This is a genomic window from Clostridium sp. NkU-1 (genome assembly GCA_001312405.1).
The window spans coordinates 27,085-45,273 of the sequence record BBDR01000026.1 but is presented as its reverse complement, the minus strand read 5'-3'; the positions used below and the strand labels follow the sequence as shown (position 1 = coordinate 45,273).

Here is an 18,189-nt window from a genome sequence, read left to right as displayed (position 1 = left end):
TTAGCAGCAACTTTTATAGGATATCATAACTGGTTGTTTCTGTCAATCTTTTTTTGAATTTTCTTCAAAACTTTTTTTCATCGTTCATCGATGTGTTTTAGAAGAAATTTACCGCCGTTCTCAGCGGCGAGTTATATCATACCAAAGCATTTGACAAAAGTCAACATTTAATTTGAAATTTTTCAAATTAATATTTTAAACATTATATTGCAAGGTCGAAATATAATACAATATGGTACATATCAATGTTTTTTTCTTCTATAATTACAGAGTTTAAATACCTGTATATTCATCTTTGCGTATTTAATATCGTCCATTAAATAAATCATTTTCAGCATTATACCTGCGCCATTTGTTTGTGTTCCTGAGAATCTTCCTTATATTAATCGTTTTTTTTATAGTTTGCCAAGCTATGAAAGACTATGAAGTCTAATTCTTCATGCTCATTCCTCAGCCATAACTTTAAATCAATATAAGTTCTTTGAATATCTGTTAAACATCTATCGCATTGGCCTAACTTTTGATGCCGGGACTGATGCTACTCACTCCACGGGCAAGCTTGAAAGATGGAAGACCGCATTATACTCGTCAAAGACTGCCAGGTATATCGGTCTATAGCCGCATATGTCAAAAAGTTTTCTCCGGCTGATATTAAAGTTACATTGAGGATAAATTTGAGTTCATTGCGATTAATATTATTTAAATTCATAATCATGATTCTTGAAAATGTAACACGGCAAGGGATTAGAAGTATTACCGATAAAAATAAAATACCGGATCTCCCTGTATTTACAAGGAACTCCGGTATTTTCATCAAAGTATGAATCATGCGGGTAACAGGACTTGAACCTGCACGGTCTCCCACCAGAACCTAAATCTGGCGCGTCTGCCAATTCCGCCATACCCGCTGACAACAACATAGATGATACCATTTGACTGTAAAATTGTCAAGAAAAAGGAGGCATTTTTCCAAGACAAATATAAAACAAAAGCTCATGGAAAGAGATTCCATAAAATTTTCTTGGTCAGGCTCCACTCTCATAAGATCTACCGCCACAGACTCACTATTCCAGGCTCACTTAAAACAATCAACACAAACATTTTAAACGTATATCTTCTATAATAAGTCTCCTTCCTATCCCTCACCAATTATCCCAGCGCCTTTAATAATATCATATTTGATCAAATTCTTTTTACTCAAAGATTGACTTATACAAATCCTCCTTCTTTTGGACGGATAAATTATAATTAAAAAACCGTCTGCAAATTATGGCAGATAAACCTGTGCAAACCAAAGTCAATGACCACATGATGTAACACTGGGTAATTTGAAACGCAGTTAACATCTTCATCCGGCAGTTCTTTCATCAGGCCATTTATTTACTTCCATAATGCACCGTGGTAGAATAACCATACAAAAGATTCATATTATTTATATCTTACGAGGTAACTTACCATGCGCAGTGAAAAGGAAATGTTTGATTTGATCTTGAAAGTTGCACAAGCAGATGAACGCATCAGAGCGGCATACATGAATGGTTCCCGTGCAAATCCTCTTATTGAAAAAGATATTTATCAGGATTATGACATTGTTTTTGTCGTCACGGAAACACTATCATTTTTATCGGATAAATCATGGGTAAATGTTTTTGGAGAGATTGCCGTCATGCAGGAACCGGATTCCAATGATTTCGGCTGGGGCAGCAGCTGTGACATTACCAAATCATATGGCTGGCTCATTTTATTTAAAGACGGAAATAGGCTTGATCTGCGCATTATGACTGAAGAAACGGCCATTGAGCATTATCTTTCCGACAGCCTTACAGTGCCTTTTCTGGATAAAAATCATATCTTGCCCCAGACACCTCAGTCAAGCGATACCGGCTACTGGATTAAAACTCCCACAAAACAGATGTATGACGGATGCTGCAATGAATTTTGGTGGTGTTTAAACAACGTTGCAAAGGGTATTAAAAGAGATCAGATTCCATATGCAATGAGAATGTACACGGAGATCATACACGTTCAGCTGGATAAAATGGTAGAGTGGTACATCGCCATGAACCATGATTTTTCGGTTTCAACCGGAATGTGGGGGAAATATTATAAAAAATACCTGCCTCAGGAGCTATATGAAAAATACTTGAAGACCTACTCTGACGGCAATCCTGAAAATCTCTGGAATGCTGTTTTTGCAGCCTGTGATCTGTTTCGTTTTCTTGCACAAAAAAATTTCCTGCCATTTGGGTTATAGCTACTGCAAGCAGGACGATGAAAACATGGTTGAATATATCTCTAATGTGAAAAATGCTGCACATTGAGGATTATAAGAATTGTCAGAGCGAAAGCAACGGGAAAAGAAAGAAATTGATTTGGGATGGAAAAGGCTGCTGACCTGATATTATGGTCAGCAGCCTAATAATTTCAGTGCAGCTACCTGCCGGATACCTAATCCAGGATTGTTTTCCAGTCTTGTTCCGAAAAAGCCTGAAAACACATTTTTATCTGTTCTGCATTGTTCTTCTCCGCAGCAAGAGGCGGCAATTCTTCCAATAAAAAATACCCGCTGTCTGTAGTCTCATTATTTGCTTTAAATGAACCGCCAAGAACGGAGCACTGTATAAAAATTTTGCAAACCTTATAGGCATAGACAGGAAGATTATGTTTTTCTCTGTCCTGCACGGCAATGACTTTTTCGATCTTGACTTTAAGGCCGGCTTCTTCCATGACTTCTTTTATAATATTTTCTTTTACCGATAAATTCACATCGACCAGCCTCCTGGCAATGACCATTTTCCATCGGCTTCTTTTACCAGGAGAATCCTGTTGTCCTTAAAAATAGCGGCTCTGGAATCTATCTTGGGAGTCTGATATCCTGTTTCACAGCAAAATAAATCTTTGACTTTTTTAACAGGCATTTCTGATTGCCTGCTGATTATTTCAGCCGAAATCTCCCGGATCCGCTCATACCGTTCCAGGTCAAAGCAATCCTTCGTATAATACAGCCCGGCCTGTGCGATTGCCTGCAATTCAACCACCCATTCAAGCCACTTTTTATCTTCCATAATGCATTCCTTTCCCAGTCCTTCATAAATAATATATTATCTTACATACTCATAACTATCAAGATTATTTTTCAGGCGCTCCGCGGCCATGGCCGGTAAAGCAATCGGAAAAACCGCAAAAATGGCTGTTATTACCGGCCCTATTAACTTTTTCAGCGATCAGCCGATGATTAACCCAAGCATACCATACCTGCGGCAGAATAAAAGGAAGCATGCAATGAGGATCTAGAAAGGGGCGTCAATATGGATACAAGGACAATCATGATATTTCCAGAGTTTCATAACATGGATGTGATTCATTTCTATAGGGATCAATACGATCCATTATCCGCTCTTGTTAAACCGCATATCACTTTAGTTTTTCCGTTCCAAAGCGACATTAGTAATGATAGCTTAAACAGGTATTTAAATGAAAAGCTTATGAATATCAGACCCTTTGAAATTACTCTCCATGGAGTTTCGAAGCAGCTTGATGAATTGGGGAATTATTTATTTTTAAATATTATAGAAGGAAAGGAACATATTCTTGAAATTCATGAAAAGCTATATTCCGATGTATTGAAGGAGTATAACAAAGGACAGCCTTATTGCCCCCATTTAACTCTTGGAAAGCTGGATACCACAGAAAAGCTGGAAAGGGCTTATCTCGATGTTTCTAAGTGCAATGAGACATTTAGGGCCGTGATAAACACAATTTCCGTAGAAATGATAGGAACGTTGGAGAAATCAATTATAATAAGCGAACATAAGCTGCGGGAATAAGCCTTCAAAAGGCAGGCTTCCATATTCCTCTTCTTTTGTTCCCGACCTGGTAAAAAAACTTAGATTTCTTGTAAATACAAGTCTTCCCGGTGTTTTTTTCCTTTTGCAGAAGATCTGCCAATCCATCTCTCATATTTTTTCGTCTGCTGCCATATCATTTAACATGCATATCAGCCCGGCATCACTGTCCGGACATCCCAATTTTAGACAGCCTCTCTCATTTTGCTTATTGCATGATTGCTGCTGTCAGTAACAGCAAGGAGATTTAACTGTGAAAAAAATTTTGGATAACAATTATTATGATTTAATCATTACCAATCCAGTGGTTTCAGCTCCCAGCGATGATAGCATTACCTATTTAAATAACCGGCATTCCTTGCTGCATATTCCGACTGCCGACATAAACACTTGTGATTTGGTAAATTATCCCTATCACACCTTTCCGGATATATTTACCCTCACTTCTACGGTCAGTCTTGAACAGACCGGTGTTGGGGAGGTGCAGCGAAATCCTGCCTTAGCCCTGTTCGGACAGGCGTAATTGTTGTAGTCATTGACACAGGGATTGATTACCAGCATCCTGCTTTCCGCAACAGCATGGTTCGACCCGTATCCTCACCATATGGGACCAGACTCAGCAGGAGGGAACTCCACCTGATACGTTTACTTTTGGTACGGAATACAGCCGGGAAACAATCAATACTGCATTGAATTCTGAAGACCCCTTATCCATTGTGCCAACAACAGACACCAACGGACATGGAACGGCCATTGCAAGCGTTATCGCCGGTACTCCCAATATACTGGAAACCTTTAGCGGAGTAGTCCCTCAATCTGATCTGGTGATTGTAAAGCTGAAAGAAGCAAAGCAGAATCTAAAAAAAATTTTATTTTATTCCTGATGATGCTTTATGCTTTCAGGAATCTGATCTTATGCTTGGCTTCCGATATTCTCTTACCATTCAGGAAAGATTTAACCGTCCTGTGGTCACCTGCTTTGCCGTTGGCAGCAGCCAGGGAGGCCATGATGGGAGGGGCGCTTTAAGCGGATACCTAAATGACCTGTCACTGCAGCCCGGTATCGGCATATCCGTCTCTGCCGGTAACGAGGGAAACAGCCAAAGACATTATTTTAATTCCACCCTATTAGAGCCTTATTACAATGATTTCGAATTGAGAATAGGGGAAAATGATAAAATGTTTGGCCTGGAAATCTGGTCATATTCTCTTGCTCGGCTTTCTATTGACATTTCCTCTCCAAACAGGGAATCCACCCAGCAGGTTTATCCTGCGATCGGCGATTGCAGAACATTCAACTTTGTATTCTCCCCTACTACACTTTATGTCAACAATTATATGTTTGAGGAGGAAACCGGAGACCAGATGATCCTGGTGCGCTTTCAGAACACCACTCCCGGAATCTGGCGTATACGGATAAGGAGTGTTGATAATGAACCTTTGTCCTTTCATGCCTGGCTTCCTGCAGACAATCTCATATCCGACCAGACCTTTTTTTCTTAATTCCTCTCCGGATACCACCATCACAGCACCTGGAAACGGCAGGCGCCAGCTGACTGTTACTGCATATAACCAGATTAATAATTCAATTCTTGGAGAATCAAGCAGGGGCTATACAAGAATCGGCCTTGTTAAACCGGATATTGCTGCTCCCGGTTACCAGCTTACTTGTGCGGTTCCCGGAGGTGGATACGGTTCTGTAACAGGGACAGGTGCTGCTGCTGCCCATGCAGCCGGCATCATTGCCATGGTTTTGAGTGGGCCATTGTCAGGGAACATTATACGACGATAAATGGCTTGATGTAAGCCGGCTGATGATGAGAGGAGCCACACGGGCCAGCTCATACACCTATCCCAATAACATATGGGGATACGGCCAGGTGAATGTGACTGATTTATTCAGGCAGCTTACCAGTATTTAATGGAATGGAAGCTATAATTGTCTCTAAAACCAACTTCTTCCATATATCCAGAACATTACATAAAAGTAGCTTTACAACTGTTATATAATTTTCTGGGAGGTGATACTATGAGACACTGGAATAAGAAATACGAAAAAAAGCTTGGAGAAAGAATTCAACCGGTTAGAGGCTGCCAGCAGGGAGGTAATCCCCCCTTCTGCTCCTCCCGGTGAATTCGAGAACATCATGGCCGAAATGGAACGCAGAGGAATAGAACCCAGGATCAGAAAAGAACTGAAAAAAAAGGAAATAGGCGGGCCGTTTTTCAAAAACCCGCCATTTTTGATCTATGCGTCATATGATAAGGGCCCAGGAAAATCCCAGCCCCCTGTCACAAGCGGCATTCCTTATTCTGTTTTACCAGATTGCTTAATCAGCTGATTAACGTACGTGCTCAGCCCCGCAGCCAGAATTCCCTGGGTGATTGCTGTAAATGCTGCCATAGCGATCTGCTGGATGGTGTGAACCTCACACATGGACATTACGTAAACACCGCATAAAACAATGCCTACTGCTCCGTTAATCATCGGGATATATTTATCTTTAATCGTCTGGCTTTGCTTGATCCACTGTCCCAGCAGGTAAAGGACCACCGCTACTACAACCAGTTCTGGTTTCACATATTTTATAATTTCTTCCATAATAATCCTTTCCCCATTCAGAAATTCAGCCTGACCCCTTTAGCCCGGTGATAATCACCTAATTTAATTGATGCTTTCTTTTCCTCAAACGTTCCTGTTCTCCCACCGGATACATGTCCAGCCATCACAGAAAGGACCTTCAGACTGCCTGAGAAAATCCCCCGCCCAGTCTGAAGGTCCTGATCTTAAATTGTTGTCAGCTGCCTGAATATATTTTCCGCATCCAGCCGCCCGTACCCCCATACATTGTTGGGATAAGTATAGGTTGGATCCCGCTTTGCTCCGCGTATCATCAGGCGATTGACCTGATATCCGGTAACAGCCGTATAGTTTCCTTTATTGTAAGACCATTCCATTACCATGGCCGCGATCCCCGCCGCATGGGCAGCCGCAGCTCCGGTACCGGTAGCGGTTCCATATTGAAAGTCAGGAAGCGCACAAGGAAGTTGGTAGCCGGGAGCCCCAACATCAGGTTTTACCAGTCCCATTCTGGTAAATCCTCTGCTTGATTCATCAAGAATATTTTCATCCATAGAATTATAAGCCGTAACAGTCAGAGGATGTATGGCATCTCCCTGGGCGGTTATGGTCGTATCCGGATTGGAATCCAGGAAAAAAGTCTCATTTGATATTAGATTTCCAGAAGGCAGCCAGGCATGAAATGAAAAAGCTTCATTCTCAGTGCTGCCAACTCTAAAATACCAGGTTCCGCTGGCTATATTTTGAAAGCGCACCAGGATCAGCTGATCTCCGGTTTCCTCCTCAAAAATAATATTATTCACCCAGACAGTGGTTCCTACGGATTGAAAATCAATTTTGCTGCACTCTCCAAAGGTCGGGTAAATGATCTGTGATGACTCCCAGGTGGGAGCGGTAATCTCAATAAAAAGCCGGGAAGGTATGTACGGCCATATTTCCATAGAAAGTCCCTTATCATTGGTTCCTACGTTTAACCGGAATCCGTTTACATAAGGCGCCGACTTCGTACTGTTAAAATAGTGCCTTCTGCTGTCTCCTTCATTTCCGGCAGCAACAGTCACTCCGATTTTAGGCTGCTGCACCAAATAATCCAGATAGATGCTGGAGGCTCCCCTTCCGTCGTGCCCTCCCTGACTGCTTCCAAGGGCAATGCATATGACTAAAGGCCGGTTCAGCCTTTGGGCGGTAGTAACCAGATACCGGATTCCAAGGATGATGTCGGATTCCTGATAACACAAAGCATTTTCCGGGACAAAGAACAGATTTTTCAAGTTTTCTTTTGCCGTTTTTAGCTTTACAACTAAAAGATCCGCATCAGGAACAACACCGCTGAAATTATAAGCATCATTAGGCCGTCCGGCAATGATGCTTGCAATAGCGGTTCCGTGACGTACAGTATCAACCGTGGGAACTATTGCATAAGGATTTTCAGATATCAATGCAAAATTAATCAGCTCTCTGGTATATTCAGCTCCAAAGGTGAATCCCCTTGGAGGTGTACTTCCCACCTGGGTCTGATCCCATATGGATAGAATTCTGGTTGTTCTGTCATTATACTTAAATGCCGGATGGCGGTAATCAATACCGGTATCCACAATACCGATGATTACCCCTCGCCCAATCAGACCAAGGCCAGGCGTTCTCTGAACCGCTCCAACACCGGATTTCTCAATGCTGACTGATGATTCCAGGGTATATAAAGCCGGAAAGGTATGATAGGGATTTGTACCAAGATCACAGGCATCCATCTGATCCTTTGTTATATGCAGCAGGGAATTCATTTCATTCAGCATAGTAATATTATCGCCAGTATTATAGGTTGGAACCATGGCATTACTTATGATCAGATCATAATACCGATTATCCAGTATTTTTTTCCATTTTGCGGCCTCCTGCCTGTTTCAAATGAAGCATATGATATATTTTATGCAGAAGAGCTTCCAATATGAGCAGAAGAATCTGCCACAATGCGGGGAATAAAATGGCAATAGAGAATTAACCTGGGTATTTATATTTTATATTGTGAATTATGATATATTCACAAAAAAATTAACATATAATCTATAAAAAGTTACTTATTTCTCTTTACTTAATCGATTACTTGCGCTATAATTTATATAACTCTTCTTAGGAGTGCCGTATTTCCCCAATCCTGCGGTGCTCCATTTTTTTATTCTTTCACACTTTCTTCACATTTCCATCAAACTCTTAACACATTTCCACCGTATATTAATACCTGTAAACAGGCCAGAGAGACCTTTTATATACATTTTTTTCATACTTAGCCGGCAGGATCCCCCCTCCTGCCGGCTTCCTCCATTTTTCTATATATAAAACCTGATTATTCTATTAAACCACCGGATTCCTTTTGGCCATCTTCCGAGGATCCGTAGTCTTCTCCTCCCGTCAAAATTTCCTCGAATTCCTCCTCTCTATTTTGATCCCGGTCACCATTCGGCTCCGTTTTCTCTTCCAGGGCTTCTTCTGTCAAACTTTCTTCCGGATCTCTTTCTTCTGGATCTCTTTTCTCCGGATCCCTCTCTTCCAGACTTTCCTCTGCCGGGTTTTCCCTTTCCGGGTTTTCTTTTTCCGGGTTTTCCTCTGTCATGTTTTCTTCTTCCGGATTTTCCTTTGTCATGCTTTCTTTTTCCGCATTTTCCTCTGTCATATTTTCTTTTTCCGCATTTTCTTCTGAAGGATTATTTCCTTCTTCTATCCCATGATTCTCTGCTGCTTCTGCAACTGGTTTTTCCAGGATTAATTCCATTGCTTCCATATCCATATGATCAGGAATTTCCGGAACTGTTACAGTGATTTCATACGGCGCATAATTGGAATATCCTGTATGGAGTATCCTTACCGAATGTTCCCCTGAAGTAAATTTCTTTGCTAAAATAGTCAGGCTGTAGGGCGAACTATACGTACTCAAACTATAATCCGTATCACGGACCAGCTTCTCGCCATCCAGATAAACCGTGTTGTAGGAGCTGTAGAAATAGCCGAATGTATCAGTGGAAAGCTGCAGATCCCCATTTTCCAGCCACTCTTCTTCTATTTCCGGTGATTTCTGGTATGGACTGAAGATGAGGCTGCAGGAACGGTATCCCGGTACTGAAATTGTTACGGTATAGCTATAGGAATATGACAATGAATCCTTTAACTTAATCGTCAGTTGATGTGCAGAGTTTCTGGTAAATCCTGTAATCGTCTGACCGGAGGAAGAACGCTTTACACTTATGTGGGACTGGTCCAGAGAATTCCACCACTCCTGGTCTTCATCCGTTACATTCAGAACAATCGCATTATCTTTATCTAAGGAACTTCCTGTTTCTATTTCCAGATTTGGTGCCATTTTAGCGGCAATATACCGGCCAAAGCTCATTTCCACCTTTTGATATGCCTCATTATACAAAACCAGACGGTTTTCTTCCTCCGTAAGCAACACAGCGGGAATATAAATCATTTTGCTTCCGCTTGCCGTATATCCTGTGCCTTTCGCCAGTTCGGTTCCATTTAAGGATACAGTTATCTTGTCATAAAAATAGGAATCGCCGGCTGACAGTTCCAGGCGCCCCTCGTCATAATTTACCGTTCCCATAACCGCAGCTGTATTCAGGATCTTCACTTCCGCCTGAACCGTCCCGTAGCCATCGGCTTTTACCGTGATCATATAAGTTCCGGTATAGGAAAAATTAGCGGAATTTAAAATTAGTTCATTTGCGGTCTTCGTATAATTAGCCGCGCTTCCGGAAGAGCCTGAGGAGCTTGCCACAGTTACTGAACGGATCTTTTCCAGCCATTTGCCTGCTTCTCCTGATACCTGTACTCTTACCTCGCTTCCCTTTGGAACTGGTTCCGCCTTCAGTGCGGGGGCTTCCAAAGGAGCTGCCAGATCTGCAGGAGCTGCTCCTTCCAATACGTTTAAAGCATAGGAGGAGGCATAAAGTTGGATTTTATATGGCATTCCTGCAATAAAGTTATGGGCAAAAAGTTCAATCCCTTGGTCATAGGAAACCGTATAATCGGCGCTGTCTCCCTTTTTTTAACTCCGTTCCATTTAAAATCACCTTTGTCACATAGGAACTTAAGTAAGCCGCACCAGAAGAACTGGTAAGATTCAGGCTGTAATTTTCCAAGTTCCATTGCTGCGTTACAGCAGGCGGCGCTTTTACAGGAGTAAAGGTTATCGTTACTATGTCATACCCCGGTACATTGATCTGCATGGTATAATTGTTGTAGGAAGACATTGCGGTCTTTTTCGAAGTAACCGTAAAGCTGCTTCCTTCTTTTGTAATAGAAAGATCTGATACGCTTCCATATGATGAATATGACAGCTTAAGATGGCCGGCCTCCAAAGCCTGGAACCATTCCATCTCTTCGCTTTCTTCCTGGCAGGAGCCGATATCAAATACCATGGAGGAAGAGCCGTCTATAACTTCTTTCACCTTAACAGATGGTGCTTTCTTAGGCGTGACAAACGCTGCCGGAGACTCGATCTCAAAGCTGGTATTTACATATCCGTCTGCCTGGATTTCAAAGGTATTTTTCCCGTTTACCAGATAGCGGTAGGAAATATAAAGATTATTGATATCATGTGAAAAACTGCCGGATTCCAGCCGGTTTCCATTAACGGTGACTGCTTTTACTCTATCTGCATAGTAAGCAAACTCTGCTTTTAATTTTAACCGGCTGTTGCTGTCATCCCATGTGGGCGTAAAGCTTGGAGCCTGTTCTACCACAGAAAGAGTGCCTTTCACATCGTCGAACCCAAAGGAATGAATCGTAACTTCATAAGTCCCGGTGTAATTCATGGGGCCGCTGATCGCCTCTACTCCCAGGGTCATTGCTTTCCCATCTTCGGACAAGGTGTTATTTTCCTGATAGTAATGGGTTTTGGTTCCACTGTAAGGAATCTCAATTTCAGTAATGGAACGGTACCACGATTCATTTTCCTCACTGAGCTGTATGACTGCGCTTTTTCCTTTCAATGATGGAGCAATGGTCAGCTCAGGCGGATTGGTATTGTCTGTTTTTCCTGTTAAAAGCTCTACTTTTGTTCCGTAGCCGCCTTTGTCAGTTAAATACTTCACATACCTGGGCAGTTCCCCGGCTTTCTTCCAATCTCTGGTTTTAAGGTCTTTCGCCTCTGTACTCAGGGTCAAATCCCCATTTAACGCAGTTAATTTCTCCGAGGGGTCCCATTTGGACAGAAAGGCCTCTACAGACGAAGTTTTAATTCCCAGATGATCTGCAATGATATTATTAGCTGCCAGATCAAACAATACAGCAATTGCGGCCGTCTCTTCCTTTCCCTCCAGGCTGGCAGGAGGTGCAGCAGTAGCACTTGCGACTGCATCCGAAGCAAAGCTCTTAAGACCGGCCGCGGTCCGGTTATCTTCTTCTATCAGGATATAGCTGTCTTCCTTTTCCGTGCTTTGGCTCTGCACCTCCTCCAGACCTTGGGTTGACACGGTATCTACTGTGGTTGCCGTGGGTTTTATGAAGAGGGAATCACCCTGCCGGATAAATTTTACATACTGGGTCAAGGGAATGGTTGCCTTTGTAAGCACAACATAGGAATATCCGATGGAAGGAAAAGATTCGTCTCAATGAGCTCTTTCTCCGCCACGGTACTCTTTCCCGGTTCTCTCAGCGCAACAACGGATACGGTCCATTTCCCGGAGGTTATGGCCAGTGTATGGGTATTTTCATCCGGCAAAGGTATTTTCACCGTTCTGCCGGAAGCCGTCACAGGGGTAACGGACGATGTGGCATCCTTTCCTGCTATGGAATAACGGAACTTCTCCAGTCCCTCTGCCTGATCGGAGAAGGATATTACGGCATAGGGAAGCCCCTGAACAGATACGATCCCGGTTTGTTCCAGGATAACAGGACTTTTATTTTTCCAGGGATTTTCACCGCCCTCTGCTCCATTATTTCCCGAATTCCCATTTCCGCTGTCTTCTCCTCCTGGTTGATTGTTTCCTCCCCCCGTTTGATTGTTTCCGTTCTCCTCTGTATTGTTATTCCAGGAGGTTTTGCCGTCAGAGCTTCTGTCATCGTAGGAATTCCGGGATGACTTTCCGTTCCAGGCCCCGCTGGCGTTCACATAGTATCCATCAGGCGTGAAACCATTTACCAGAGCTTCTCCTGACTGTTTGTCAAGATAATACCACTTCCCATTGATCTCCTTCCAGCCGGAAGCCATGGAACCGTCTGACGCCAGATAATACCACTTCTGGTCCGCGTCCTGGTACCAACCCGTTCTCATGATTCCGTTCTCATCAAAATGATACCATTTGCCGTCATCTGCTTTCAGCCACGAATTCCTCTGTTCCCGGCCATCTTCCAGAATATAGCGCCACTGGTCTTCATTTTGCCTCCACTCCCCCGCAGACGGCTGGATTGTAAATACCAGGTTCATGGCAGTCAGAGCCGCCAGTAATTTAACCTTATTTCTATTTCTCATAGATTCCTCCTTGCATATAATCGAGGTTAGTTTTGACTAACCAATGAATTATAAAATATTCCCAATCATTGGGCAAGCGGCTAAACGAGAAAAATCTTCAACTGATATCCAGTGATAATTTATCACCATTAAAAAAAGCAGGAAAACGCTTAGGGGCTTTCCTGCCTGAAAATCAATTTTAACCTTTAATTCCTGTGGAAGCAATTCCTTCCACCAGATATTTCTGCATGGTTAAGAAAATTATAAAAATAGGAACCAGGGAAAAGGTTGCCATTGCAAACATTGCGCCCCAGTCAGAACCGGCTGTTGGGTCGGAAAACATTTTAAGCGCATAGCTGACCGGATATTTCAGAGGGTCGCTTAAGAAAAGGAGAGCCGTCATGAAATCATCCCATCTCCACATAAAGGAGAAAATGGCACTGGTCACCAGAGACGGCTTAACGAGAGGAAGGATGATCCTTATGAATATGGTGTATATGGTGCATCCATCCATTCTGGCAGCCTCATCTAAATCAATGGGGATTCCCTTTATAAACTGTACATTTAAGAAAATGAAAAAGCCCTGGCCAAAAAAACTGAGGTACAATGATGGGAAGATAGCTTCCCACCCATCCCATTTTGTTAAAAATGATATACTGGGGAATCATAATGATCTGGAACGGAAGCATCATGCAAGCAGCATACATGCGAACCAGAAATTTTTAAACTTGAAATCAATACGGGCAAATCCATAGCCTACAATGGCGGAAGAAACGACCGCCCCAACAGTGGAAAGGCCTGCAATGATAAAGGAATTTTTAAAAAAATGTACCAAAGCGGTAGCCGGCAAACCCCTGCCAGCCTATGCGATAGTTTTCAAAGGAAAATTTATCAGGCAGCAGTTTGGCAGCAGTCCGGAATATTTCATTGGAATTCTTAAAGGAACTCATCACCATCCACACAAGGGGATATATCATAACACATGCCAGCAAAAAGGTGAACATATGATAAACCACTGTGGTGGCTATTCTTCTTTCTTTATATCCTGTTTTCATATCTTATCACCCTTCTGATTCATAATATACCCATTTCTTCTGTGTCTTGAAAAGTATAAAGGTCAAAAGCCCAACAACGAACACCATGAACCATGCCATTGCACAGCCGTAGCCCAGCTTATTATACGTAAAGGAATTCTGGTACATATATACTGTATAAAACAGTGTGGTATCCTTGGGTTTTCCCTGGGTAATAATATAGCTTTGGGTAAATGCCATAAAGCCGTTGATCAGCTGGTTAATGAGGTTAAAGAATATCGTCGGCGTCAGCATTGGAATCGTGATCTTAAAAAAAACGCTGAATACTGTTTGCGCCATCTACGGTAGCCGCCTCATAAAGACTTATGGGAATCTGCTTTAAACCGGATAAAAATATGAGCATGGAAGAACCGAACTGCCAGACAGCAAGAATAATCAGGGTCCAGATCGCAGTATCCGCTCTTCCCAGCCATGCAATGTCAGAGGGCAGTCCAAAGATCTTTAAAATTGCATTAATTACACCGTCACTGGCAAACATCCGCTTCCAGAGAATGGCAACAGCCACGCTGGAGCCAATGATAGAAGGAAGATAATAAACAGCCCTGTAAAAACCGGACAATCTGGTGCTTTTTACAAGCAGCATGGCTACAAGTAAAGCCATGAGAAGCCGGAGGGGAACCGAAAACAGAACATAGTACATGGTCACGCCAAATACCTTCCAAAATTTTGATCCGCTGTAAACATGGTTTTGTAATTTTCCAGGCCTATAAAAACCGGTGATTTTAAAATATTGTATCTGGTAAACGAAAACCCTAAAGAAAAAATCATCGGAACGGCCAGAAAGGCAAGAAAGCCTATGATGAAGGGCAGGATAAATACATATCCTGCAACCTTCGGTGTGTTCATTACCTGAGAAAATGATTTTTTTCTTTTGGGGATCATTTGATTGTTCTTCATCTTATTCCCTCCAGACTTTTCTGTCACTATTTCGCTGCTTCTTCCAAAATCTTTTTCGCTTCAGGCACAAAACTGGCTGCCGCTTCCTCAGCGGTTGTATCACCATAGCGGATTGCTTCTACCACACTCTTGGTCAATGCCTCCACCTCTCCCTTGCCGGCCGGATCTGGAGCATCGATGGGAACCGCAATCTCTGAAACCTTTGCAACATAGTCAAATACCTTCTGCGCAACAGCATCTACCTTTGGTTTAATCGCATCCGCTACCTCAGTATTAATCGGGATTCCTCTTTCTGCCATAAGGATTTCATTACATTCCACGCTGTTGGTGAACCAGTCAATGAATTTTGCAGCTTCCTCTTTGTTCCCCGAAGTTTCAGCAATGGAGAAGAACTGGCTTGGCTTTAAATACATATTCTGTGTACCGTTTGTCAGAATCGGGTTCATCGTTACTTCTAACTCTCTTCCGGCTGCGTTTGAAAGACTGATAAACTGATTGGAATATGGGAAGTCATTCCATGTGGTTTCATCTACAATCGGCTTTGTTTCAATGTTATCCGGGTTCTTTTCAACCAGAATATCTGGTGCAATGGAAAATTCTGCTTTCTGGAATTTCTCCACATTGGCGAAATGTATCATCGTAGAATCTTCTTTGCCCTCAATCAACTCATCAAAGATATGGGAACCATTGGTTCTTGCCGTCATCTGCAGCATGTTGATCCAGCCGTCATAAACGGTCTTAACACCTGTTTTCTCGTAAATGGTTTTGGAAATATCATATAATTCATCAAAGGTCATCTGCTCAGGAATGGTCACTCCGGCTTTTTCTACAATGGCCTTATCATAAACCATTAAAGGAGCATTGCTTCCAAGGCTTAAAGCATAGCATTTTCCATCGATTGAACCGCTCTCAATGATGCTTGCCGGAATCTTTGAAGTATCAATGACGCCTGAGGACATAAATTCGGACAAATCAGCCAGCTGTCCGCTCTTCTGGTACTGGTTTAAGTAGGAATAGTCCATCTGGATGATATCCGGTAAATTGCCGCCGGCTGCCATAGCAGAAAGCTTGTCCCAGTAACCGCCCCAGTCGGTAAACTCAACCTTGATCTCCACATTTGGATTTTTACTCATGTATAAATCCGCAGCTTTTTTTTGTTACGTCATTTCTGGTCTGATTGCCCCACCAGCAAATGTTTAAGGTCACCTTATCCCCTGATGCTGTCTGTGTTCCGTCATCTGTCTTTGTGGTTGACGCCCCTGCTGCTGCCTCAGTCGTTGCTGTATCCACGTTTTCTGTCTTGGAACCACAGGCGGTCAAAGATGTCGCTGCAAGCAATGCAGCAAGTGATGTTGCTAATAATCTCTTTCTCACTTGTAAAACCTCCCTTTAAATTATTTGTGTTATCCATATTTTATGGCAAATATGCACAACGGTAAAGTTAAAATTCGGCTTTTTATGATTAAAAAAACAGCTTTATGTAATATTAAGCGGTTTTACAATTTCTTTTTTTACTTTTTTTTACTATATAATACGATTACTCGGGAAAGGATATGTGATTATGAAACGATGTACTGTATGGTTTAACAACCTGTCCTTATACAAAAAAATACTGACCATTTTCTTGCTGGCCCTGCTGGCGCTTTGTATTACCTTCCTTATAAGCATCAGGATTCTCACCTTACGCTATAATGAGGAGCTGTACCGCACCAATGCCAATTCCTTAAATCATGTAACCACTTATCTGGAATCGGAAATGCAGTTGATCCAAAGCATATCATACAGCATGATCGGGGACCCCATTCTTCAGGATAATCTGGTGTTTTTAGCTGATAATCCTTACAACAACCGCCGGTCCCTGGCGCGCCGGGATATTTACCAGCAGCTTTACTCCTATGTTTACCGCAGCAAATATATAAAGTCCATTAACATTATCCTGGCTGACGGAACCAATATCTGTATGGGAAGTTCTGACGAGATCCTTAAATTCAATCAAAAGGAGCTCAACGAAATAACCAGCATCCTAAAGGGAAAAGCAGTCTGGGCTCCTGCCATGGAACCGGGAGACGATACAGTATGCGCCAGGCAGATATTAAAGCTTAAATATTTAAACTTAAAAAAAGCTGGCCGGGCTCTACATTACGGTGGACATGGAACGAATGATTGAGGACGGCTTAAGAAGTGCCGGCATCCTTGTGGAAAACTCCAATTTCATCCTGATGTCAGGAGAAAAGAGGATTTACCCCGCAGCTGCCTTTCACGATGCATACTGCGCGGAAATCATTGCAGGCAACAAACAGCAGGAGAACACCTACCGCATTTCCACACTGGACAATAAAAAGGAATTTATCATTATCGGCCATGTTCCCTATGTGAACTGGAACTATATCTATTTCAGGGATTACGATCCCCTGTTTTACAGGATTCAGCTTATGAACCTTCAGATCCTTGTATTTACTGTCTTTATTATTTTCATAACTGCAACTTATGTGAACCTGATTTTCCGCCATATATTCCACCACCTGGATTATCTGATTGAAAAGATCCAGAAGTTCGGAAGCGGGGAATCCCCTGCCTGTAATGTAGAATGCTATGACTATGAAAACCGCCAGGATGAAATCGGACAGCTTCACCGAAGCTTTGATGAAATGACCCACAGCGTCAAGGTCCTGCGGGATGAAAATTATGACAAGCAGCTTCTTCTTAGGGACTCCACCATTAAGATGCTCCAGCAGCAGATCAATCCACACTTTTTATATAATACTCTGGATACCATCAACTGGATGGCGCAGAAATACGGGGCCGAAGACATCTCTGTTATGGTACGTTCCCTTGGGAACCTGTTCCGGGCCTCCATTGCCGGACAAAAAGACATCATACCTCTTGAAGATGAACTGGAGGTGCTGGATAATTACATCCGCATTCAGGAAATACGTTTTAAGGACAGGCTTCACTTTGAGCTTAAGATACCGGAAAACATTTCCCATATTTTCATTCCCAAGCTCTGTATTCAGCCCCTGGTTGAAAATGCCTTAAAGCACGCCATGGAGGATACTGATGAGATGTGCATGATACGGGTCGTCATTGAGGAAATGGAGAAAGACTATGAGATCCGGGTATCCAACACCGGCTCCCGGTTTGAACCGGATCTTTTAGAAAAGATCCGGCACAAGGAGATCAAGCCACAAGGCTCCGGTGTAGGCCTGACCAACATTCATTCCCGGCTAAAGCTGCTTTATGGAGAACATTATGGCCTGAAATTTTATAATGAAAAAGAAATGGCAGTGGTAATGCTGTCCATTCCTAAGGAAGGAGAGATTTGAG

At 42.6% G+C, this 18,189-nt stretch carries 17 protein-coding genes, 1 tRNA gene and 2 pseudogenes; 8 read left to right on the top strand and 12 right to left on the bottom strand.

All coding sequences use genetic code 11. The annotated features are described in order from the left end of the window. Positions 1 to 828: 828 nt before the first annotated feature. A tRNA-Leu gene (locus JCM10519_RS23700) sits at positions 829 to 908 on the bottom strand. Between the two features lie 548 nt (positions 909 to 1,456). Here JCM10519_RS23700 and JCM10519_RS23695 point away from each other — a divergent pair. After that, on the top strand, positions 1,457 to 2,254 hold the full coding sequence (locus tag JCM10519_RS23695) for an aminoglycoside 6-adenylyltransferase (RefSeq protein ID WP_347845308.1): 798 nt from the start codon (positions 1,457 to 1,459) through the stop codon (positions 2,252 to 2,254). A 194-nt stretch (positions 2,255 to 2,448) separates the two neighbouring features. On the opposite strand, the gene JCM10519_RS33500 is transcribed toward JCM10519_RS23695, so the two are convergent. Beyond that, positions 2,449 to 2,766: a hypothetical protein gene (locus JCM10519_RS33500; protein WP_347845307.1), complete on the bottom strand. Its 318-nt coding sequence runs from the start codon at positions 2,764 to 2,766 to the stop codon at positions 2,449 to 2,451. Continuing rightward, positions 2,763 to 3,065 carry an NUDIX hydrolase N-terminal domain-containing protein gene (locus tag JCM10519_RS33495; protein WP_347845306.1) on the bottom strand — a complete coding sequence of 101 codons (303 nt, stop codon included), beginning with the start codon at positions 3,063 to 3,065 and terminating at the stop codon, positions 2,763 to 2,765. The genes JCM10519_RS33500 and JCM10519_RS33495 overlap by 4 nt, the downstream gene beginning before the upstream one ends. Before the next feature lie 243 nt (positions 3,066 to 3,308). Here JCM10519_RS33495 and JCM10519_RS23685 point away from each other — a divergent pair, with 243 nt between their 5' ends. From JCM10519_RS23685 to JCM10519_RS33475, 5 genes are all read left to right on the top strand, one after another. Continuing rightward, positions 3,309 to 3,827: a 2'-5' RNA ligase family protein gene (locus tag JCM10519_RS23685; RefSeq protein ID WP_054742338.1), complete on the top strand. Its 519-nt coding sequence runs from the start codon at positions 3,309 to 3,311 to the stop codon at positions 3,825 to 3,827. Between the two features lie 271 nt (positions 3,828 to 4,098). Further along, entirely contained in the window at positions 4,099 to 4,368 is a 270-nt protein-coding gene (locus JCM10519_RS33490) for a hypothetical protein (RefSeq protein WP_347845305.1), read from the top strand. Positions 4,369 to 4,534: 166 nt separating this feature from the next. Then, positions 4,535 to 4,729: a S8 family serine peptidase gene (locus JCM10519_RS33485; RefSeq protein WP_347845304.1), complete on the top strand. Its 195-nt coding sequence runs from the start codon at positions 4,535 to 4,537 to the stop codon at positions 4,727 to 4,729. Between the two features lie 31 nt (positions 4,730 to 4,760). Further along, positions 4,761 to 5,348, top strand: coding sequence for a hypothetical protein (locus JCM10519_RS33480; RefSeq protein ID WP_347845303.1), 588 nt, complete (start codon positions 4,761 to 4,763; stop codon positions 5,346 to 5,348). After that, on the top strand, positions 5,278 to 5,637 hold the full coding sequence (locus tag JCM10519_RS33475; RefSeq protein ID WP_347845302.1) for a S8 family serine peptidase: 360 nt from the start codon (positions 5,278 to 5,280) through the stop codon (positions 5,635 to 5,637). Before JCM10519_RS33480 ends, JCM10519_RS33475 begins: the two co-directional genes overlap by 71 nt. A gap of 516 nt (positions 5,638 to 6,153) precedes the next feature. Here the strand turns inward: JCM10519_RS33475 and JCM10519_RS23670 are convergent. The 9 genes and pseudogenes from JCM10519_RS23670 to JCM10519_RS33470 all read right to left on the bottom strand — a co-directional run bounded on the left by JCM10519_RS23670 (position 6,154) and on the right by JCM10519_RS33470 (position 16,239). Continuing rightward, a complete protein-coding gene (locus JCM10519_RS23670) occupies positions 6,154 to 6,447 on the bottom strand; it encodes a phage holin family protein (protein WP_347845301.1) in 294 nt (97 codons plus the stop codon). Between the two features lie 185 nt (positions 6,448 to 6,632). Further along, the gene (locus tag JCM10519_RS23665; RefSeq protein WP_347845300.1) at positions 6,633 to 8,219 is read right to left on the bottom strand and encodes a S8 family peptidase; all 1,587 of its coding nucleotides are present in this window, start codon (positions 8,217 to 8,219) and stop codon (positions 6,633 to 6,635) included. Between the two features lie 548 nt (positions 8,220 to 8,767). Further along, on the bottom strand, positions 8,768 to 10,390 hold the full coding sequence (locus JCM10519_RS23660; RefSeq protein ID WP_054742330.1) for a hemoblobin-interacting domain-containing protein: 1,623 nt from the start codon (positions 10,388 to 10,390) through the stop codon (positions 8,768 to 8,770). A 40-nt stretch (positions 10,391 to 10,430) separates the two neighbouring features. Beyond that, complete coding sequence (locus JCM10519_RS23655) at positions 10,431 to 11,996, bottom strand: hemoblobin-interacting domain-containing protein (RefSeq protein WP_347845299.1); 1,566 nt, start codon at positions 11,994 to 11,996, stop codon at positions 10,431 to 10,433. After that, positions 11,969 to 12,895 carry a hypothetical protein gene (locus tag JCM10519_RS23650; protein ID WP_054742323.1) on the bottom strand — a complete coding sequence of 309 codons (927 nt, stop codon included), beginning with the start codon at positions 12,893 to 12,895 and terminating at the stop codon, positions 11,969 to 11,971. The genes JCM10519_RS23655 and JCM10519_RS23650 overlap by 28 nt, the downstream gene beginning before the upstream one ends. 178 nt (positions 12,896 to 13,073) lie before the next feature. Further along, positions 13,074 to 13,929, bottom strand: a pseudogene (locus tag JCM10519_RS23645) (carbohydrate ABC transporter permease). A 6-nt stretch (positions 13,930 to 13,935) separates the two neighbouring features. Next, positions 13,936 to 14,850: pseudogene (locus JCM10519_RS23640) on the bottom strand (sugar ABC transporter permease). Between the two features lie 41 nt (positions 14,851 to 14,891). Further along, positions 14,892 to 15,998 (bottom strand): ABC transporter substrate-binding protein, encoded by a 1,107-nt coding sequence (locus tag JCM10519_RS23635; protein ID WP_347845298.1) that lies wholly within the window; start codon positions 15,996 to 15,998, stop codon positions 14,892 to 14,894. Further along, positions 15,991 to 16,239 carry a hypothetical protein gene (locus JCM10519_RS33470; protein ID WP_347845297.1) on the bottom strand — a complete coding sequence of 83 codons (249 nt, stop codon included), beginning with the start codon at positions 16,237 to 16,239 and terminating at the stop codon, positions 15,991 to 15,993. Before JCM10519_RS33470 ends, JCM10519_RS23635 begins: the two co-directional genes overlap by 8 nt. Before the next feature lie 187 nt (positions 16,240 to 16,426). Here JCM10519_RS33470 and JCM10519_RS23630 point away from each other — a divergent pair, with 187 nt between their 5' ends. Then, positions 16,427 to 17,032 carry a hypothetical protein gene (locus tag JCM10519_RS23630; RefSeq protein WP_054742317.1) on the top strand — a complete coding sequence of 202 codons (606 nt, stop codon included), beginning with the start codon at positions 16,427 to 16,429 and terminating at the stop codon, positions 17,030 to 17,032. Further along, positions 17,016 to 18,188 (top strand): sensor histidine kinase, encoded by a 1,173-nt coding sequence (locus JCM10519_RS23625; RefSeq protein ID WP_347845296.1) that lies wholly within the window; start codon positions 17,016 to 17,018, stop codon positions 18,186 to 18,188. Before JCM10519_RS23630 ends, JCM10519_RS23625 begins: the two co-directional genes overlap by 17 nt. Position 18,189: the final 1 nt, after the last annotated feature.